The sequence below is a fragment of the Mitsuokella sp. AF21-1AC genome, from assembly GCF_003458855.1.
Taxonomy (GTDB): Bacteria; Bacillota; Negativicutes; order Selenomonadales; family Selenomonadaceae; genus Mitsuokella.
Map to the genome: position 1 here is coordinate 16,481 of NZ_QRVW01000004.1, position 17,878 is coordinate 34,358.

General features: G+C 57.7%; 13 protein-coding genes. 11 read left to right on the plus strand and 2 right to left on the minus strand.

Annotated elements, in window-relative coordinates:
• Positions 1-50 precede the first annotated feature (50 nt).
• The 4 genes from lonC (at position 51) to DWX75_RS02215 (ending at position 6,876) form a co-directional block, all read left to right on the plus strand.
• The gene (lonC, locus tag DWX75_RS02200) at positions 51-1,985 is read left to right on the plus strand and encodes a Lon family ATP-dependent protease (protein ID WP_118014513.1); all 1,935 of its coding nucleotides are present in this window, start codon (positions 51-53) and stop codon (positions 1,983-1,985) included.
• Positions 1,986-3,314: a replicative DNA helicase gene (gene dnaB / locus DWX75_RS02205; RefSeq protein ID WP_118014515.1), complete on the plus strand. Its 1,329-nt coding sequence runs from the start codon at positions 1,986-1,988 to the stop codon at positions 3,312-3,314.
• Between the two features lie 164 nt (positions 3,315-3,478).
• Positions 3,479-5,368, plus strand: a complete 1,890-nt coding sequence (locus tag DWX75_RS02210) for a glucose PTS transporter subunit IIA (RefSeq protein ID WP_118014517.1) — start codon at positions 3,479-3,481, stop codon at positions 5,366-5,368.
• A gap of 56 nt (positions 5,369-5,424) precedes the next feature.
• Entirely contained in the window at positions 5,425-6,876 is a 1,452-nt protein-coding gene (locus tag DWX75_RS02215) for a sucrose-6-phosphate hydrolase (protein ID WP_118014519.1), read from the plus strand.
• A gap of 70 nt (positions 6,877-6,946) precedes the next feature.
• Here the strand turns inward: DWX75_RS02215 and DWX75_RS02220 are convergent, their stop codons facing one another.
• Together DWX75_RS02220 and DWX75_RS02225 are read right to left on the minus strand one after the other, a co-directional pair.
• A complete protein-coding gene (locus tag DWX75_RS02220) occupies positions 6,947-7,180 on the minus strand; it encodes a ferredoxin (RefSeq protein ID WP_118014521.1) in 234 nt (77 codons plus the stop codon).
• A 372-nt stretch (positions 7,181-7,552) separates the two neighbouring features.
• Entirely contained in the window at positions 7,553-7,999 is a 447-nt protein-coding gene (locus tag DWX75_RS02225; RefSeq protein ID WP_118014523.1) for an Rrf2 family transcriptional regulator, read from the minus strand.
• Between the two features lie 189 nt (positions 8,000-8,188).
• Between DWX75_RS02225 and cysK the strand changes: the two genes are divergently transcribed.
• From cysK to DWX75_RS02260, 7 genes are all read left to right on the plus strand, one after another.
• Positions 8,189-9,121 (plus strand): cysteine synthase A, encoded by a 933-nt coding sequence (gene cysK / locus DWX75_RS02230; RefSeq protein ID WP_118014524.1) that lies wholly within the window; start codon positions 8,189-8,191, stop codon positions 9,119-9,121.
• Between the two features lie 107 nt (positions 9,122-9,228).
• The gene (gene trkA, locus DWX75_RS02235; RefSeq protein ID WP_118014526.1) at positions 9,229-10,581 is read left to right on the plus strand and encodes a Trk system potassium transporter TrkA; all 1,353 of its coding nucleotides are present in this window, start codon (positions 9,229-9,231) and stop codon (positions 10,579-10,581) included.
• A gap of 2 nt (positions 10,582-10,583) precedes the next feature.
• Entirely contained in the window at positions 10,584-12,062 is a 1,479-nt protein-coding gene (locus DWX75_RS02240; protein ID WP_118014528.1) for a TrkH family potassium uptake protein, read from the plus strand.
• Between the two features lie 11 nt (positions 12,063-12,073).
• Positions 12,074-13,525, plus strand: coding sequence for a TrkH family potassium uptake protein (locus DWX75_RS02245; RefSeq protein ID WP_118014530.1), 1,452 nt, complete (start codon positions 12,074-12,076; stop codon positions 13,523-13,525).
• 184 nt (positions 13,526-13,709) lie between these two features.
• A complete protein-coding gene (locus tag DWX75_RS02250; RefSeq protein WP_118014532.1) occupies positions 13,710-14,651 on the plus strand; it encodes an AEC family transporter in 942 nt (313 codons plus the stop codon).
• Between the two features lie 36 nt (positions 14,652-14,687).
• Positions 14,688-15,482 (plus strand): MurR/RpiR family transcriptional regulator, encoded by a 795-nt coding sequence (locus tag DWX75_RS02255; protein ID WP_118014534.1) that lies wholly within the window; start codon positions 14,688-14,690, stop codon positions 15,480-15,482.
• 275 nt (positions 15,483-15,757) lie between these two features.
• Positions 15,758-17,878 carry an alpha-glucoside-specific PTS transporter subunit IIBC gene (locus tag DWX75_RS02260; protein WP_118014536.1) on the plus strand — a complete coding sequence of 707 codons (2,121 nt, stop codon included), beginning with the start codon at positions 15,758-15,760 and terminating at the stop codon, positions 17,876-17,878.

Here is a 17,878-nt window from a genome sequence, read left to right on the forward strand (position 1 = left end):
CGGGGAAAGGTTTTTTACTATAGAAATTTATAAGGATTTAAGCAAGGCATATGAGTATTTTTGATAAATTATTTTCCCATAAGCAGCACAAGCCGGAATCCCCACAGGAGCCGCCGGCACTGCAGCCTATCGATCGCGAGATCGATGCACTCTACCAGTCGCTGGCGACTCTGCTCGGCACGGAGAATCTCGTCATCCGGGCCGGCCGCATGAATGCCATGCAGCTCCTGCGCTCGGAAGACCGCTGCGAACGGGTGCTCGCACTGCAGCGCATCCTGGAGGAGGATCCGCTCATCCAGCCGGTGCCGAAAGAATCGGAGCTGCCGGACATCCTTTTGCAGCTATCCGAACGCATTGCGGACATACGGGCGCGCCGTACGGTCGAGGACAGCATTGAGAAGAAGGTCAACGAGAAGCTCGAGAAGGAACATGAGGATTACGTCGAGGATATCCGCCGCCAGGTCATCAAGGAAGAGAAACAGAATGCCGAGACGCCGCAGGATGCCAAGAAGCGCGAGAAGCTCGAGCAGCTGGAATCCATCCATCTGACACAGTCCGTTATGGAACTCCTGCGTCCGCAGTCCTTCTCGGAAATCGTGGGGCAGGAGAGAGCCGTCAAGGCCCTGCTCTCGAAGCTCAGTTCTCCGTATCCGCAGCATCTCCTGCTCTACGGGCCCCCGGGCGTCGGCAAGACAACGGCGGCCCGCCTCGTGCTCGAGGCTGCCAAGAAAAAACCGGAATCGCCGTTCCGTGAAGATGCTCCGTTCGTGGAGACGGATGGCACGGTCCTGCGCTGGGATCCGCGCGAGATCACGGATCCCCTGATGGGTTCCGTTCACGACCCCATCTATCAGGGAGCGCAGAAGAGCCTGGCGGACAGCGGTGTGCCGGAGCCGAAGCCCGGTCTTGTCACCGAGGCTCACGGCGGCATCCTGTTCATCGATGAGATTGGCGAGATGGATCCCATGCTCCAGAACAAGCTCCTGAAGGTTCTCGAGGACAAGCGGGCTTACTTTGAGTCGTCGTATTATGACCCGACCGACCCCAAGGTTCCGCCCTACATCAAGAAGCTGTTTGAGGAGGGAGCGCCGGCAGATTTCGTGCTCATCGGTGCGACGACACGCGATGCCAGCCATATTAATCCGGCCCTGCGCTCGCGCTGTGCTGAGATTTACTTCGAGCCGCTGACGCCGAAGCACATCGAGGCAATCGTCGAGAATGCGGCCGCAAAGCTCAAGGCCCATCTCGCTGACGGCGTGGCCTCGCTGATTGCCGAATACACGATTGAAGGCCGCAAGGCCATCAACATCCTGGCCGATGCTTACAGCCTGGCCCTGGAGCAGGCCGCGGACAAGACCGCTGCGGACGGCCTCGTCATCAGCAAAGAGGCTGTCTACGAGGTGGCACAGGTTTCCCGCCTGTCTCAGTTCGTGACAAAGAAGGCACGCAATACGGCGGAGATCGGCCACATCTTCGGCCTGGGCGTCGCCGGCTTCTTGGGATCGGTCATCGAGTTTGAGGCCGTGGCGTTCCCCGCACGTGAGAAAGGCAAGGGCACGGTGCGCTTCAATGAGACGGCCGGCAGCATGGCCAAGGATTCGGTGTTCAATGCGGCTTCCGTCATGCGCCAGCTGACGGGCAAGGATATCCATGACTACGATGTCCACATCAACGTCATCGGCGGCGGCAATATCGATGGACCGAGTGCCGGCACAGCCATCCTGGCCTGTATCGTCAGTGCCGTCACGGGCCGCAGGATTCGTCAGGATGTCGCGGTCACGGGTGAGATTTCGCTGGCGGGACGCGTGCGCCCCGTGGGCGGCGTTTTCGAGAAGGCGTATGGTGCGCGGCAGGCCGGCATCAGGACGCTCGTGATCCCGAAGGAAAACGAGAAGGATATCCCGCCGGATCTTCTGGGCCTTGATATCCATGCCGTTGCCACGGCGGAAGAAGCATTCCGTTTGATTTTTGAGGGGGAAGCATAAATGGCATTACCAGATCGCGTGCCGCCGCAGAATATTGAGGCGGAGCAGGCCGTATTGGGCGCCATGATGATCAAGAAAGAGGCCATCGTCGAGGTGCAGGAGATCCTGCAGCCCGAGGACTTCTACCGCGAGGCGCACCGTCATGTGTACGAGGCCATGCTTGACCTTACCGAACATGACGAAGCCGTGGATCTCGTCACGCTTACCGAGCAGCTGCGCAAGACGGGCGAGCTCGAGAAGGTCGGCGGCCTGCCGTTCATCACGGCTATCGCAAATGCCGTGCCGACGGCTGCCAACGTGTCGTATCACGCCAAGATCGTCAAGGAGAAAGCCGAGCTGCGCCGTCTCATCGATGCGGCTACGGAAATCGCCGGCGCAGCCTATGAAGATGCGGATACGGTCGAGAACATCATGGATGCGGCCGAGCAGAAGATCCTCTCCGTGGCGGGTTCGCAGGGGGGCGGCGGTTTTGAGCCCATCAAGAAGATTCTCATGCGCACTTTTGAGCGCATCAATGTGCTGTACGAATCAAAAGGAGGTATCACGGGGCTGTCGACGGGCTTCAAGGACCTCGATAAGCTGACGAGCGGTCTGCAGCCCTCGGACCTCATCCTCGTCGCAGCCCGCCCGTCCATGGGTAAGACGGCCTTCACGCTGAACATCGCCTCGTATGTGGGCCTGCACGGCGGCAAGGTTGCCTTCTTCTCACTTGAGATGAGCAAGGAACAGCTCATGCAGCGCATGCTCTGTTCCGAAGGCGGCATTGACTCCCAGCGCCTGCGCACGGGCCAGCTCGATGATGAGGAGTGGAACAAGCTTGTCACCGTGGCTGACCGCCTGAACAAGGCGCCCATCTTCATCGATGATACGGCCGGCATCACCGTCATGGATCTGCGTTCCAAGGCACGCCGCCTCAAGGCCGAACACGGCCTCGACCTCATCGTCATCGACTATCTGCAGCTCATGCAGGGACGTCCGAGCAAGAATGGCGACAATCGCCAGCAGGAGATTTCCGAGATCTCTCGTTCTCTCAAGGCGCTGGCGCGCGAGCTCAACGTGCCGGTCATCGCGCTTTCCCAGCTCTCGCGCTCCGTCGAGTCGCGCCAAGTCAAGCGCCCGATGCTCTCTGACCTGCGTGAATCCGGTTCCCTTGAGCAGGATGCCGATATCGTCATGTTCCTCTATCGCGAGGATTATTATGATAAAGATACGGAGAACAAGAACCTCACGGAAGTCATCATCGCCAAGCACCGCAATGGCCCGGTCGATACGGTCAACCTGTTCTTCCAGAAGGAGTATACGAAGTTCCGGGACCTCCTCGTGGAGTGATGTTTTTGCTTGACAAACGGGGTCCTGTGCTATACACTAGAACTATGAAAACGGTTTCACAATAAGCCGCAGGGATTCCCGGTCAGGCGTCAGGGGGCACCTGGATTTTTGGTGATTTGGAGCAGTAAGGAAGGAAACGGAATGAGAAAAGGAGGAACCATCTCATGAAAGAGATTCGCTTGGACAGTCCGCTCAATGGACAGCTCATCGAATTGAAGGATGTCAAGGATCCGGCTTTTGCCAGCGGTGCCATGGGAAAGGGCGCGGCTGTCAAGAATCCGGACGGCAAGGTTTACTCGCCGGTCGACGGCGAAGTCACCGTGCTGTTCGATACGAAGCATGCCATCGGCATCCATGCCGATAACGGCGCGGATATCCTGATTCACGTCGGCATCGATACGGTCCAGCTCGGCGGCAAGTTCTTCGACGCCAAGATCGCTCAGGGCGATCGCGTCAAGCGCGGCCAGCTGCTGCTGGAGTTCGATCCGGAAGGCATCAAGGGCGCCGGCTACGATACGACGACACCGGTCCTCGTGACGAATGCCTTTGAGTACGGCAAGGTGACGGTGGCTCTCGGCGACAAGGAAATCACGACGGTCAATGAAGAGGCAGCAGAGGAAGCGCCAGCTTCGTCCGAGCCGGCAGCAGAGACTCCGGCCGAACCGGAGGAAGACCTCAGCGGTTTGTCGAAGGAAGAGCGCGTCGCAAAGCTCATCTGGAAGTATGTCGGCGGCCGTGAGAATGTCCGCAGTGCTGAGCACTGCGCCACGCGCCTGCGCCTCATCATCGTCGACAAGACGAAGCTCAACGAGAAAGCCATTGAGAATATCGACGGCGTCAAGGGCCAGTTCTTCGCCGCTGCCCAATACCAGATCATCCTCGGCACGGGCTTTGTCGACAAGGTATACGATGTCTTCGTTGCCGGCACGGATCTCGCCGGTGCCAGCAACAACAAGGCGGAAGCCTACGCGCAGATGTCGGTCGCACAGAAGATTTCCCGCACGCTCGGCGATGTCTTCGTGCCGATTATTCCCGTTCTCGTCGCAACCGGTCTTTTCATGGGCCTGCGCGGCGCCTGCCTGAGCATGGGCGTCCAGTTCAGCGACAACGTTCTGCGCATGAGCCAGATCCTCACGGATACGGCCTTTGCCTTCCTGCCGGCACTCGTCTGCTGGTCCACGACGAAGCGCTTCGGCGGCACGCCGGTCATCGGCATCGTCCTCGGCCTCATGCTCGTTGCCCCGCAGCTGCCGAATGCCTACGCGATTGCCGCCGGTCAGGCTCAGCCCATCATGATGGACATCTTCGGACTCAGCGTGCCGGTCGTCGGCTATCAGGGCTCCGTACTGCCGGCTCTCGTGCTCGGCATCTTTGCGGCCAAGTTGCAGAAATGGCTCAAGACCTTCATCCCGGATGTCATTGACCTCATCGTCACGCCGTTCCTGACGCTCTTCATCTCCATGATTCTCGGCCTCCTGATCGTCGGCCCAATCATGCACTGGATCGAACTTGCTGTCTTCGGCGCCATCCAGACCTTCCTCGCTTTGCCGTACGGCGTCGGCGGCTTCATCGTCGGCGGATTGCATCAGGTCATCGTCGTCTTCGGCGTCCATCACGTCTTCAATGCCCTGGAAGTCCAGCTGCTCGCCTCGACGGGCGTCGATCCCTTCAACGCGATCATCACGGGCGCCATCATCGCTCAGGGCGGTGCTGCCGCAGCCGTGGCTGCCCGCACGAAGAACAAGAAGAAGCGTGCACTCTACATTTCTTCCATCGTGCCGGCCTTCCTCGGCATCACAGAACCGGTCATCTTCGGTATCAACCTGCGCCTCATGAAGCCGTTCCTCTACGCACTCGCGGGCGGCGCCTGCGCAGGCGGCATCGCGGGTTTCCTGCATCTTGCCGGTACGGGCATGGGCATCACGGTCCTGCCTGGCACACTCCTCTACCTTGACCATCTGCCGCAGTACATCCTCGTCAATGTTGTTGGATTTGCCGTAGCGTTTGCGCTGACGTTCACGCTGTTCAACCCGGAAAAAGAGGACGAACAGTAAGAAGTAATCAGGGCTGCCGCAACGGCAGCCCTTTTTCTGTATCGGGAGGAATTTTCATGGAACATTTTGACAAGAAAGCCATCGATGCGAGGGTCGCGGCCGGTTTCCCGCTGACGGACCGCTGGCACAACCGCTTCCATCTCGAAATGCCGTTCGGCCTCATCAATGACCCGAATGGATTGACGTACGCCGATGGCGAATACCATATCTTCTATCAGTGGAACCCCTTGGGCTGCGAGCACAAGAACAAGTGCTGGGCTCACGTCCGGACGCGTGATTTCGTGCATTATTCTCTGCCGGAACTTTCGCTCTGGCCGAGTGACGAACACGATAAGGACGGCTGCTATTCCGGCTGCGGCTTCACGGAAAAGGGCAGGGTCCATGTTTTCTACACCTGCAATGCCAAGAATGACGGCATCCGCACGCCGGCGCAGCGCTTCGGCACGCTGCAGGAAGACGGCTCGGTGGAGAAGGGCGTGATTGCCGTGCCGGACAGCCCCGCAGGCATCACGGGTCATTTCCGTGATCCGTATCTCTTCCACCGTCATGGCAAGCGCTACTTCGTCATCGGTGCGCAGGCCGACGAACAGGAACCGCGCGGCACCGTGCTCATCTACGAGGAGACGAAAGAGGGCTGGAAGAATCTCGGCGAGCTCAAGACGCGTCTCGGGCACTTCGGTTACATGTGGGAATGCCCGAATCTTCTGCATTTCGGCGCTTATGACGCGCTGATTTTCTGCCCGCAGGGCCTTGAAGCGCGCGAGTTCGACCGCCAGAACATCTATCAGGCCGGCTATATCGCAGGCCATCTCTCCCTCGACAGCCTCGATATGATGCAGCATTCGAAGTTCCAGGAACTCGACCACGGCTTTGATTTCTATGCGCCGCAAGTCTTCCAGCACGAGGGACGTCATATCCTGCTGGGCTGGATGGGCATGCCGGACAAGGACGATGAATATCCGACGCGTGAGAAGGGCTGGATGTTCAGCCTGACGCTGCCACGCGTGCTCTCCCTGCGTCAGGGGCACATCTATTCACGTCCGGCCCGTGAGCTCAAGGCCCTGCGCATCGAGGAGACGGCCATCGACATCGATATGGACATGGAGCAGAATCTCACCGAGCAGCTCTTTGACGGCACGGAAGCCCTGCTCGACCTCACGCTGGGCAAGGCGCAGCACATCAGCCTGACGCTCGCTTACGGCCTGGAGACGACCGTCTTTTCCTATGACCGCACGACGCAGGTCATGACGATCGACCGCACGGGCATGAAGCATGGCGGCCGCGGCGTGCGCCGCTTCAAGCTCTTTGTCGACCGCATGCTCTCCCTGCAGCTCTTTGTTGACCGCACGGCTGTTGAAGCCTTCTTCCAGCACGGTGAGGAAGTGGCGAGCATGCTGGTATTCCCCGAGAAGAATATCCGCCCGGAACTGCGCATTCATGCCGATGCTCCGCTCGAATCCGTCACGGGACGCCTCTGGGAGCTCGATTCCTTTCACTTTACCCGCTGAGCCTGATTTTTTCATGACAAAAGCCCCGGAACCAGATGGTTCCGGGGCTTTTGCATGCCACAGGCTGCTATCAGTTGTTCACCGCGCGGCGCTCTGGCAAATCGGCTAAGGGGATCCGGCGAATACGCTCGAAGGGGATATCGGCAAACGAATAGCGGATATCCAGATACGTATCGGTGCGGGTAAACGTCACTTTCTTCAATGTAAACTTCGTTTTCGATTTGATACGTTCGATGTAGTACTGCGCGTCTTCCGCGGAGAAGGGACCCTTAGCGATGATAACACGAATGTCATCCATCATCATGGGAAAACACCTCCAACAAAACCATGGTACGGCGTGGCCATACCGTCGAGAATGTGTTACGGGTTGTTGTCAGCGTTGGGAAGGATAGGGGCGTATCCTCAACAACTACCGAGTATTATACTATATCTCAAGTGGCTTGTGAAATAGTATATTCCTGCAGACTCGCGGAAAACAGCGGATTTTGTGGATTTATTTCCAGTGAGAGAACGTTTTCTATAGGAATGATTCCATATCGTTCATAATTTTAACGGTTTTCGCCGCTTCCTGCGCATAAAATGCGAGTATTTGCGACGATGTTTGGCAGAGTTGATGGGTTTTGTTGATTGAATCTGGAGTTTATTAAGAGTACGTTAATGTTTCTTTGGTGCTTCATTAAATGAAGTACATCAAACTGTCCGCGTCCTTCTCCTGGTCAATGGCCGTGAGGATGTTGTCAAGCGAAACAGCGGACAACGTGTTCTTGATTGCTTCGTCGAGCGGATCGAAGACGCGTGCGGCGAGTGCCCGGTCGAGCTCCGGCATCTTGTCGGGAGCGGCTGCCGCCGTCTTTTCCATCAGCGAGAGCTCGATGGAGGCGAGGATATCGTAGGCTGTGATTTCACGCGGTGCCCGGGCCAGTTGATAGCCGCCCTGACTGCCCTTGATGGAATTGACGAGGCGGGCGCGCTTGAGCAGGGAGAAAACCTGCTCAAGATAAATTTTGGAGATGCCGAGCTTCTCCGAAATGCTGATGATGGTGATGGGCGTGCCTGCCTCGTAATTGCGGGCAAGGTACGTCATGGCGGCCAGCCCGTAGCGTCCTTTCGCAGAGATCTTCATGGATAAATACCTCATTTCATACTTTTATACTATGTCATTCTTGTTTACTATATGGTAGTAAATTTATGCGAAAAAGTCAATCCCTGTTGACAAGTGGCAGGGCCTGTGATAATATATAAACATATTAATCATATATGTTTTAACTAAGCAAGTGTTTCAGATGACAAAAGATAAATGGAGGTATTCACCATGAGCAAGGTATACAACAGTGTTACGGAACTGATTGGCGGTACGCCGCTGCTGAAGGCCAACAACTTCATCAAGGCCAATGACCTCAAGGCCAATGTCTTCGTGAAGCTCGAGTATTTCAATCCGGCCGGCTCCGTCAAGGACCGCATCGCCAAGGCCATGATCGAGCAGGCTGAGAAAGATGGCAAGCTCAAGCCGGGTGCCACGATCATCGAGCCGACCTCCGGCAATACGGGTATCGGCCTCGCGAGCGTTGCTGCGGCCCGCGGCTACAAGGCCATCCTGACGATGCCGGAGACGATGAGCGTTGAGCGCCGCAACCTGCTCAAGGCGTACGGCGCCAAGATTGTGCTGACGGATGGTTCCAGGGGCATGAAGGGTGCAATCGCCAAGGCTGAGGAACTCGCCAAGGAGACGCCGAATTCCTTCATCCCGGAGCAGTTCGCCAACCCCGCAAACCCGGCTGCGCATGAAGCGACGACGGGCCCGGAGATCTACAATGATCTCGACGGCAAGGTCGATGCGTTCATCGCAGGTGTCGGCACGGGCGGTACGCTGTCCGGTGTTGGCCACTATCTCAAGAAGCAGAACAAGGACATCCGTGTCGTAGCCGTTGAGCCTGCGACGAGCCCGGTCCTCTCGAAGGGCCAGGCCGGCCCGCACAAAATCCAGGGCATTGGCGCCGGTTTTGTGCCGGAAACGCTCGACACGAAGGTCTACGATGAGGTCATCGCCGTTGCCAACGAAGATGCCTTTAAGTATGGCCGCCAGTTCTCCCATGTTGAGGGCGTACTGATTGGCATTTCCTCGGGCGCGGCTCTGGCTGCTGCCATCGAGCTCGCCAAGCGTCCGGAGTTTGAGGGCAAGAACATCGTGGCGCTGCTGCCGGATACGGGTGACCGCTATCTCTCCACGGAACTTTTCGCAGAATAACCCCTGTTGAACATGGAAGCTCCCGCTACGGAGCGCCCTCGCGGCGTTTCCGTACCGGGGGCTTTTTGTGTTATAATGAAGCATGTGATTTTTTAGGAGGGATCGTCGTGCGTATTGTCGTAGTGGGTGCGGGCAAGCTGGGGTACAGCATTGCGGAACTGCTGTCGAAGGAGCAGTTCGATGTCGTGGTGATCGATCACGATGAGAGCCAGCTGGAGGCCGTAAAAAACACGCTGGATGTATTGACCATCTATGCCAACGGTGCGAGCCCAATCACGATGGACGATTCCGACGTGCGCGGTGCCGACATTCTCATCGCCGTGACAGCCAGCGACGAAGTCAATATGGTCTGCTGCATCCTCGCGAAGAAGCACGGCATCAGCCATACGATTGCGCGCATCCGCGACATGCAGTTCATGAGCGAGGCGCGCGAATACCTCAAGAAGAATTTTGACATCGACCTCATGCTGAATCCGGAGCTCATCACGGCCAACGAAATCAACCGCATCCTGATGACGCCGGCCGCACTCGACGTCGAGGACTTTGCCCATGGCAAGATCCGCCTGTTCGAGACGAAGGTGCAGCGCCATTCACCGCTGGCGAATATCCCGCTCAAGGATATCCGGCTGCCGAAGGGCGTGCTGGCCGGCATGATCTTCCGCGATCACCGCATGATCATCCCGCACGGCGATGACTGCCTGCTGCCGCATGACAATGCGTATTTCATCGGCATTCCTGAGGAAATCGAGAAGTTCAGCAAGAATTTCGTGCAGCGCGACGCGCGCAAGCTGCATCGCGTCATCATCATTGGCGCGGGCCGCGCGGGGCGGGCCCTCGCGCCGATGCTCGAGAAGCAGGGCGTCAAGGTCAAGGTCATCGACAAGAACCGCGAGCGCTGCCGCCTGATGGCCGACAAGCTCGTCGATGGCATTGCCATCTGCGGCGACGGCACGGATATCGATCTCTTGACTGAAGAAGGCGTGGCCGAGGCCGACGTCGTCGTTTGCCTGACCGAGGATGACAAACTCAATCTCATGCTGGCCCTGCTGGCCCGTCATATGTCCGAGAACCGCACGAAGACGATTGTGCGTGTTTCGCGCAACGAATACGTGGAACTCATGGAAAAGGTGGGCGTCGATATCGTTCTTTCGGCCCGTCTGCTCTCTGCAAGTGAGGTGCTGGCTTTTGCACGCCGCGGCGGCGTCGTCTCCGTCTCACTGCTCGAGGGGGCGAAGGCCGAGGCCGTCGAGGTCATCGTGCAGGAGGGAGCGCCGGTCGCCGGCAAGCCGCTCTCTGCGGCCAAGCTGCCGCGCGAGTGCCTCGTCTGCGCGTATGTCCGCGAGGGCGAAGCGGCCATCCCGAACGGCACGACGGTGCTGCAGCCGGGGGATAGGACCATCCTGTTCATCCAGACGCAGTATTCCAAGAAAGTCATGAAGTATTTCAAGGGCAGGGAGTAAGTATGAAGAAATCCAGTCGCGGCGTCTGGGAGCTCGAGCTCTTCTGGCTGCTGATGGGCCGCGTGGCCGAGATCATGGGCGGCGCTCTGCTCATTCCCGTGGCGGACGGGCTGTTCTGGCACGAGACGGACATCTGGGTCTTCCTCGTGCCGTCCGTGCTGGCCTTTGCGCTCGGCGGAGCCTTCTGCTATCTGGGGCGGCATCACATGCGCCAGCTCAATGTCTGGGAGGGCGCGCTTTTCATGGTGCTCGTCTGGCCCATGCTTTCCGTCTTCGGCATGATGCCCTACGTGCTCGCGGATGTCATACGCGATCCGCTGACGGCGCTCTTCGAGAGCGTGGCGGCCGTCACGACGACGGGAATCTCATGCTATACGTATACGGATTTTGTCATGCCGCACAGCCTCGTGCTCTGGCACAGCCTGCTAAACTGGCTCGGCGGCCTCAACTTCATCCTCATCCTGACGACCGTTCTGCCGCAGGTCAGCGGCTGCTTCGGGCTCACGCTCACAGCACGCCAGAGCATCTTCTTCAGCCCGCTGTGGAACAAGATGGCTTCTTCGGCCTGGCAGGGCTTCCGCATCTACGCGGTCCTGACACTCCTTTCCTTCGCGCTCTTCCTGCTCGCGGGCCTCATGCCCTTCGACGCCGTCACGAGTGCACTCGTGACGCTTTCCTCCAGTGGTACGGCGGATCCGTCGCTCTTCATGCCGTATGACCTCTGGCCGCTGGAACTCGCGGCCGGCATCTCGATGGTGCTGGCCGCGCTCAACCCGCTGCTCTGCTGGAAATCCTGGCAGCGGCGCAGCATCCGCCTCTTCCTGCGCGATACGGAATGGCAGGTGTACCTCATGATTCTCGTGGCCGGCGGCGTGCTGATTGCGCTGAATCTTTCGCGCAACGGCCTCTGCGATGGCGTGACGAGCCTGCGTTACGGCTTTTTCCAGGCAGCGTCCTTCCTGTCGACCTGTGGCTTTGTCTCAGCGCCCTGCTGGGACTGGCCGCCGTTTTCGCGCCTGCTGCTCTTCATCTTCGTCTTCATCGGCGGCTGCATCGGCTCGGCGGGCGGCGGCATCAAGGTCATCCGCTTTCTCGTGCTGCTGCGCATGGCTCTGGCGGAAGTCCGTCACACGCTGCATCCGCATATGGTCGTGAGCATCAAGGTGGACGGGCTGGCCGTGCCTGCCAAGGTCGTCGGACGCATCCTGTCCTTCTTTTTCCTGTTCATCGCCATCTTTGCTCTCTCGGCGCTCGTGATCTCGCTCTCGGGCGTCTCGATGATGCAGGCCATGGGCGTGGCGGCCGGCTGCCTGACGAGCGCGGGCAGCACGGCCGCGCTCTTCGGCAGCGGGGACTTTTTATGGACGCCGTACTGGCTCAAGATGTTCTGTGCCTTTCTCATGGTGCTTGGACGCATCGAGATCTTTTCGTTCTTCGTGCTCATTGACCGCGGCGTGCGCTCTTTCGGCAAGAACTGGTAAAGGGGTATCTTATGAACTACAATCTCATATGCTACATCCTCGGCCGCCTCGTCATGGCGGAAGCCTTGATCCTGATGGTGCCGCTGGCCATGGCCGTCTGGAATCAGGAACCGAGCATCTTGGCCTTTACCGTCTCGATGCTCGTCTGTTTCCTTGTCAGCGGGCTCCTGCAGCTGCGCGGACGGTCGGGCAAGGGACAGATGACGATGCGCGAGGGCGCGGCCATTACGGGCCTCGGTTGGCTGCTCGCGACGGGCCTCGGCATGCTGCCTTATCTCCTGAGCGGTTCGCTCGGGCTTCTCGACGGCTTATTTGAGAGCATCTCGGGGTTTACGGGCACGGGCGCAACCGTCATGACGAGCATCGAGGCGCAGCCGCTCAGCATCCTGTTCTGGCGCATGATGACACATTGGTTTGGCGGACTCGGCATCATCGTCATCTTCATTGCCATCCTGCCGCAGGCCGGTCAAAGCACGGTCTACATGTACAATGCAGAAACCTCCGGCCCTACGCAGGATCGCGTGCTGCCGCGCCTGCGCGACATGACGAAGGTCCTGTTCTTCATGTATCTGATCTTCACGGTGACGGCCTGCTTCGTTTATCTTTGCTGCGGGCTTCCCCTCTTTGACGCCATGACGCACGCGATGAGCACGATCGGGGCCGGCGGCTTTTCCATTTACGACGACAATGCCATGCATTTCGACAGCCCCCTCGTCGAGGGATGGATGACCTTTTTCATGATCCTGTCGGGCGGCAATTTCGCTCTCTACTACAGGGCATGGCAGAAAGGGCCGCGCGTCTTTCGCCGCAATACGGAATTCAAGGCATATCTCGGCATCCTGTTTGCCGCGATGCTGCTCATTACGGCAAATCTCGTGGCGGAGTTCGGCCTCGTTCCGTTCGAGGCGTTTCGCTACGCGAGCTTCCAGGTCGGTTCGCTCTCGACGACGGGTTTTGTCTCGACGGATTTTGACCAGTGGCCGTCGTTTTCCAAGGGGCTCCTGATGCTCCTGATGATCAGCGGCGGCTGTGCGGGCTCTACGGCCGGCGGCATCAAGATCTCGCGCGTCGTGCTGCTCGTCAAGAATGCCTGGGCCGTCGTGCATCAGAAGCTCAGCCCGCGGCGCGTCATCCGCGCGAGCATGAACGGCGTGGAAGTTGAGGATGATGTACTCGTGCGCGTCGAGCAATTCTTCTTTCTCTACATGCTGTTCATCGTCCTCTGGGCGCTGCTTTTGACCTGGGATGGGTTTGGCGTTTTCGATGCCATCGGCATCAGCGTCACGACGATGGGCTGTGTCGGCCCGGCCTTCGGCGTGGCCGGCGCCACCTGCACGTATGCGGGGTTCTCGGATTTTTCGAAGAGCATCCTCTGCATCTCGATGCTGCTCGGCCGCCTCGAGATGTTTACGCTGCTCGTCATGCTGAGCCCCGAGTTCTGGAAGATCCGCCATCGCTGGTAATGACGGGCAGGACAAACTCCTCACTTTTGAGCCTGCGTCAATTGTGATATACTTTTTGTAGGATACGCATTGCGCATTCATGTTTGATTCACGCGACGTGGTTGGCTGTATGCTGAATATGCCGGCGTGAATCGGAATACACGGAATAAATTCAGAGCCGTTTTAGGAAGGGTGTATCGCGTATATGGTCAGCAATCTGCTTGTGGCGATTGGCGCTGTCGTGCCGATGTTCTGCCTGATGTTCATCGGTGCCATGGTCAAGCGCATGAAGCTCCTGACGGATGAGGAGCTCGTCCATGTCAATCGCATGGTCTTTCGTATTTTCTTCTTCTGCATGATGTTCTACAACATCTACACAACGGATATTGCCACGACGTTCCGTCCCAATCTCATCCTGTTCGGAGCGGGCGGTGTTCTGGCAACGGCGCTCATCGCTGGCATCATCGTCTGTGCAATCGAGCCGTCGAACAAGCGCCGCGGCGCCATGATCCAGGCTACGTTCCGCAGCAACTTCGTGCTCATGGGCATCCCGCTCATTGCCAATATCTTCGGTGACGACCAGCTGGCCATCCCGACGATGATGATTGCCATCATCGTGCCGATCTACAACATCGTCTCGGTCTTCATTCTCGAGACGTTCCGCGGCGGGCATTTCTACCTGCCCGGCATTCTCCTCGGCGTGCTCAAGAATCCGATGATCCTCGGCGCAATCTTGGGCGCAGCCTTCCTGATCCTCGGTATCCCCATCCCGAAGCCCGTGCTCAAGCCGATCGGCCAAGTCGCGGCAGCCACGACGCCTGTCGCCCTCATCATCCTCGGTGCCTCGTTCAAGGGGGGCAGCTTCCACAATCATCTGCCGCAGCTCGTGGGCTGTGTGCTCGCCCGTCTCATCATCGTGCCGACCATTATGCTGGGGCTGGCAATCTTCTTGGGCTTCCGCGGCATCGAGCTCGTGACGCTCGTCGCCATCTTCGCCACGCCGTGTGCTGTCGCCGGCTTTGCCATGGCGCAGCAGATGAACAGCGACGCGGAGCTCGCGGGCAACTGCGTCGTTTACACGAGCGCGCTGTCGTGCTTCACGATCTTCGGCTGGATTTTTCTGCTGAAGACGCTCAGCCTGTTCTGATTTTCCCTGTTTACACGTTAGATGGAGGACTCCCTTATGCGTCTCGACGAACTCATCAATACCAACCGCCAGGCTCTGAACGACACGGATATGGTCATCTGGAAGTACATCCTGCAGCATCGTGCGGCCGCTCGCCATATTTCCATCCATGAACTCGCGCGCGCCTGCTGTGTCTCGAGCACGACCATCGTGCGCTTCTCGCAGAAGCTTGGGCTCGACGGCTTCGGTGAGCTCAAGGCCATTCTCAAGATGGAGGAGGTGGAGCAGCCGCATTACAACTCCAATGTGCTCGACGACCTCAGCGACTTCTACCTGAAGACGGGCGAGAAGATCTTCAAGCGCAACTTCGACAGTGCCAGCCGCCTCGTGCACGAGGCGAACCGCGTCTTCACGTTTGCCTCGGGCTACGTACAGGCCAATGTCTTGCAGGAGCTCAAGCGCCTTTTCTTTTACGACAACGTCTTTCTCTACGACATCCCGGCTCGCGAGGAATTCTATTCTGTGCTGCCGACGCTGACGAAGGACGACCTTTTCATCATCGTCTCGCTCTCGGGGGAATCTCCCTCTGTCGTCGAGATTGCGCGGGAACTCCAGCTGCGCGACATCCCGCTCATCTCCATCACAAAGCTCCATGACAACACGCTCGCGAGCCTCTCAACGGTCAATCTCTACATCTCACCGGCCGAATTCCAGCTTTACGATGCCGATGATGGCAAGCACATCTCCTTCAAGTCCATGATGCCGTATTTCATGCTGATTGAAGTCTGGTACGTCAAGTATCGCATTTACGTGCATCGACTGAAACAGAAGAATATTCAATCAACAATATAAACAATAAATAATGGTGAAGGGCCTTGAGCCCTTGATATTGCTGAGGTGTATCAATATTCTCAGAATGTACCAAGGTACACGAGAGGGGCAATGTGCCTGAAGCCCGCGAAACTATTGCGTTCGCGGGCTTTTTCTAGTATTCTTTAGGTACAGGATATCCAAGGAGATGGATCGGGGGATTGCGAATCCACCCTCTTGGATGACACGCCGAATCGATACCAACCAATCGAAACGGTAGCAATCATAAAGGGTAATGAGAAATAGGGGGAATGAACATGTCGATCAAGAAAGATCGCGTCATGCAAGAATTGCAACGGTTCGGCGGCGCCATGTACACGCCAGTCATCCTGTTCGCATTCTTCGGTCTCACGGTTGCCATCTCGATTGTCTGCAAGAACACGATGCTTCTTGGCAGTATCGCAGACAAAGGCACCGTCTGGTATGATTTCTGGTTTGTCGTAGAACAGGGTGCCTGGACGGTATTCGCCCAGATGCCAATCCTCTTCGCCATCGCCGTGCCAATCGGCTTTGCGAAAAAGGAACCTGCGCGCTGCGCAATGGAATCCTTCGTCATCTACATGTGCTTCAACTACTTCATCTCCGCTTTCCTGACACTGCACGGTGACTTCTTCGGCGTGGATTACAGCCAGGCAGCTGGTGCGGGCACAGGCCTCGCGATGATCGCAAACATCAAGACGCTCGACATGGGCATGCTCGGTGCTATCTTCATTGCCTGCTGCTCCGCCTGGATCCACAACCACTTCTATGATACCGAGATTCCGGATTGGCTCGGCATCTTCAAGGGTCCTGCCTTCGTCGTTGCCGTCGGCTTCGCTGTCATGATTCCGATGGCCCTGATCTTCTGCTTCGTATGGCCGGCTGTCCAGCACGCCATCGAGCAGTTCCAGTTTTTCCTCAAGACGAGCGGCATCATCGGCGTATGGTGCTACACCTTCTCCGAACGCATCCTGCTGCCGGCTGGTTTGCATCACTTCATCTACCTGCCGTTCATCTTTGGCCCGGCCGTCTGCGATGGCGGTATCCAGGCTTACTGGCTCCAGCACCTCAACGATTTCGCTACGAGCGCACATTCTTTGAAAGAAATGTTCCCGGAAGGCGGCTTCGCCCTCCACGGTATGTCCAAGGTCTTCGGTCTGCCGGGCGCTGCCCTCGCTATGTATTTCTGCGCTAAGCCGGAGAAACGCAAGAAGGTTGCTACGCTCCTGATTCCGGCGACGATTACGGCTGTTCTCTGCGGCATCACTGAACCGCTTGAATTCACCTTCCTCTTCGTCGCACCGCTCCTCTACGCTGTGCATGCAGTCCTCGCTGCAACGCTTTCCGCAACGCTTTACTTCTTCGGTCTTTCCGGTAACTTCGGCGGCGGCCTCATCGACTGCTTCGTCCAGAACTGGATTCCGCTGTTCAAGTACCATGCAGGTACTTACATCATGCAGCTCATCGTAGGTTTCTCCTTCACGGCAATCTACTTCTTCGTATTCCGTTATCTCATCCTCAAGAACGATTATAAGACGCCGGGCCGCACGGACGACGATGAAGAGGATAAGCTCTTCACGAAGGCCGAGTACAAAGCCAAGAAAGAAATGGAAAAGAAAGGCCTTGCCAACAACCCGGATGCTCTGAAGGCTCAGGTATTCCTCGATAACCTCGGCGGCCCGTCCAACATCAAGGAAGTCACGAACTGCGCAACGCGTCTGCGCGTCACGGTCGCAGATCCGGATAAAGTTGCTTCGGCAGGCAAGTTCACGAAAGCCGGTGCTTTCGGCCTCGTCAAGAACGGCCATGCCATCCAGGTCATCGTCGGTCTCTCCGTACCGAATGTTCGCAGCTATTTCGATGCTCTCCTGAAGGGTGATCTTGCTGACGTAGCTGTTGAGGCGAAGGCAGCAGCCAACCCGAGCGAACCCGTTCAGACGGATCTTTCCATGAAACTCACGGCATTTGCTACCGGCAAACTCATCGATATGACGGAAGTACCGGATGATGTGTTCTCCCAGAAGATGATGGGCGACGGCGTTGCCATCGAACCGACGACGGAAATGGTCGTAGCTCCGGCTGACGGCGAAGTCACCATGATCATGGAAGGTTCCTATCACGCCATCGGCATGCGCCTCGACAACGGTGCCGAGATCCTCATCCACATCGGCCTCGATACGGTCAAGATGGAAGGCAAGGGCTTCCGCTGCCTGACGAAACAGGGTGCGAAAGTCAAGGCCGGCGACGACCTCATCGGCTTCAGCCGCGATGCCATCAAGGCTGCCGGCTACAAGGATACGATCATCCTCGCTGTGACGAACAGCAATGAGTATCCGCAAATGAAGAAAGCTGCTGACGGCGACGTCAAAGTCAACGAAACCCCAATCATCTCCTTCTGA

Bases quoted from the DNA above. Each gene is read 5' to 3' on its own strand.
- lonC (WP_118014513.1), top strand. From the start codon at position 51: ATGAGTATTTTTGATAAATTATTTTCCCATAAGCAGCACAAGCCGGAA.
- dnaB (WP_118014515.1), top strand. From the start codon at position 1,986: ATGGCATTACCAGATCGCGTGCCGCCGCAGAATATTGAGGCGGAGCAG.
- DWX75_RS02210 (WP_118014517.1), top strand. From the start codon at position 3,479: ATGAAAGAGATTCGCTTGGACAGTCCGCTCAATGGACAGCTCATCGAA.
- DWX75_RS02215 (WP_118014519.1), top strand. From the start codon at position 5,425: ATGGAACATTTTGACAAGAAAGCCATCGATGCGAGGGTCGCGGCCGGT.
- DWX75_RS02220 (WP_118014521.1), bottom strand. From the start codon at position 7,180: ATGATGATGGATGACATTCGTGTTATCATCGCTAAGGGTCCCTTCTCC.
- DWX75_RS02225 (WP_118014523.1), bottom strand. From the start codon at position 7,999: ATGAAGATCTCTGCGAAAGGACGCTACGGGCTGGCCGCCATGACGTAC.
- cysK (WP_118014524.1), top strand. From the start codon at position 8,189: ATGAGCAAGGTATACAACAGTGTTACGGAACTGATTGGCGGTACGCCG.
- DWX75_RS02240 (WP_118014528.1), top strand. From the start codon at position 10,584: ATGAAGAAATCCAGTCGCGGCGTCTGGGAGCTCGAGCTCTTCTGGCTG.
- DWX75_RS02245 (WP_118014530.1), top strand. From the start codon at position 12,074: ATGAACTACAATCTCATATGCTACATCCTCGGCCGCCTCGTCATGGCG.
- DWX75_RS02250 (WP_118014532.1), top strand. From the start codon at position 13,710: ATGGTCAGCAATCTGCTTGTGGCGATTGGCGCTGTCGTGCCGATGTTC.
- DWX75_RS02255 (WP_118014534.1), top strand. From the start codon at position 14,688: ATGCGTCTCGACGAACTCATCAATACCAACCGCCAGGCTCTGAACGAC.
- DWX75_RS02260 (WP_118014536.1), top strand. From the start codon at position 15,758: ATGTCGATCAAGAAAGATCGCGTCATGCAAGAATTGCAACGGTTCGGC.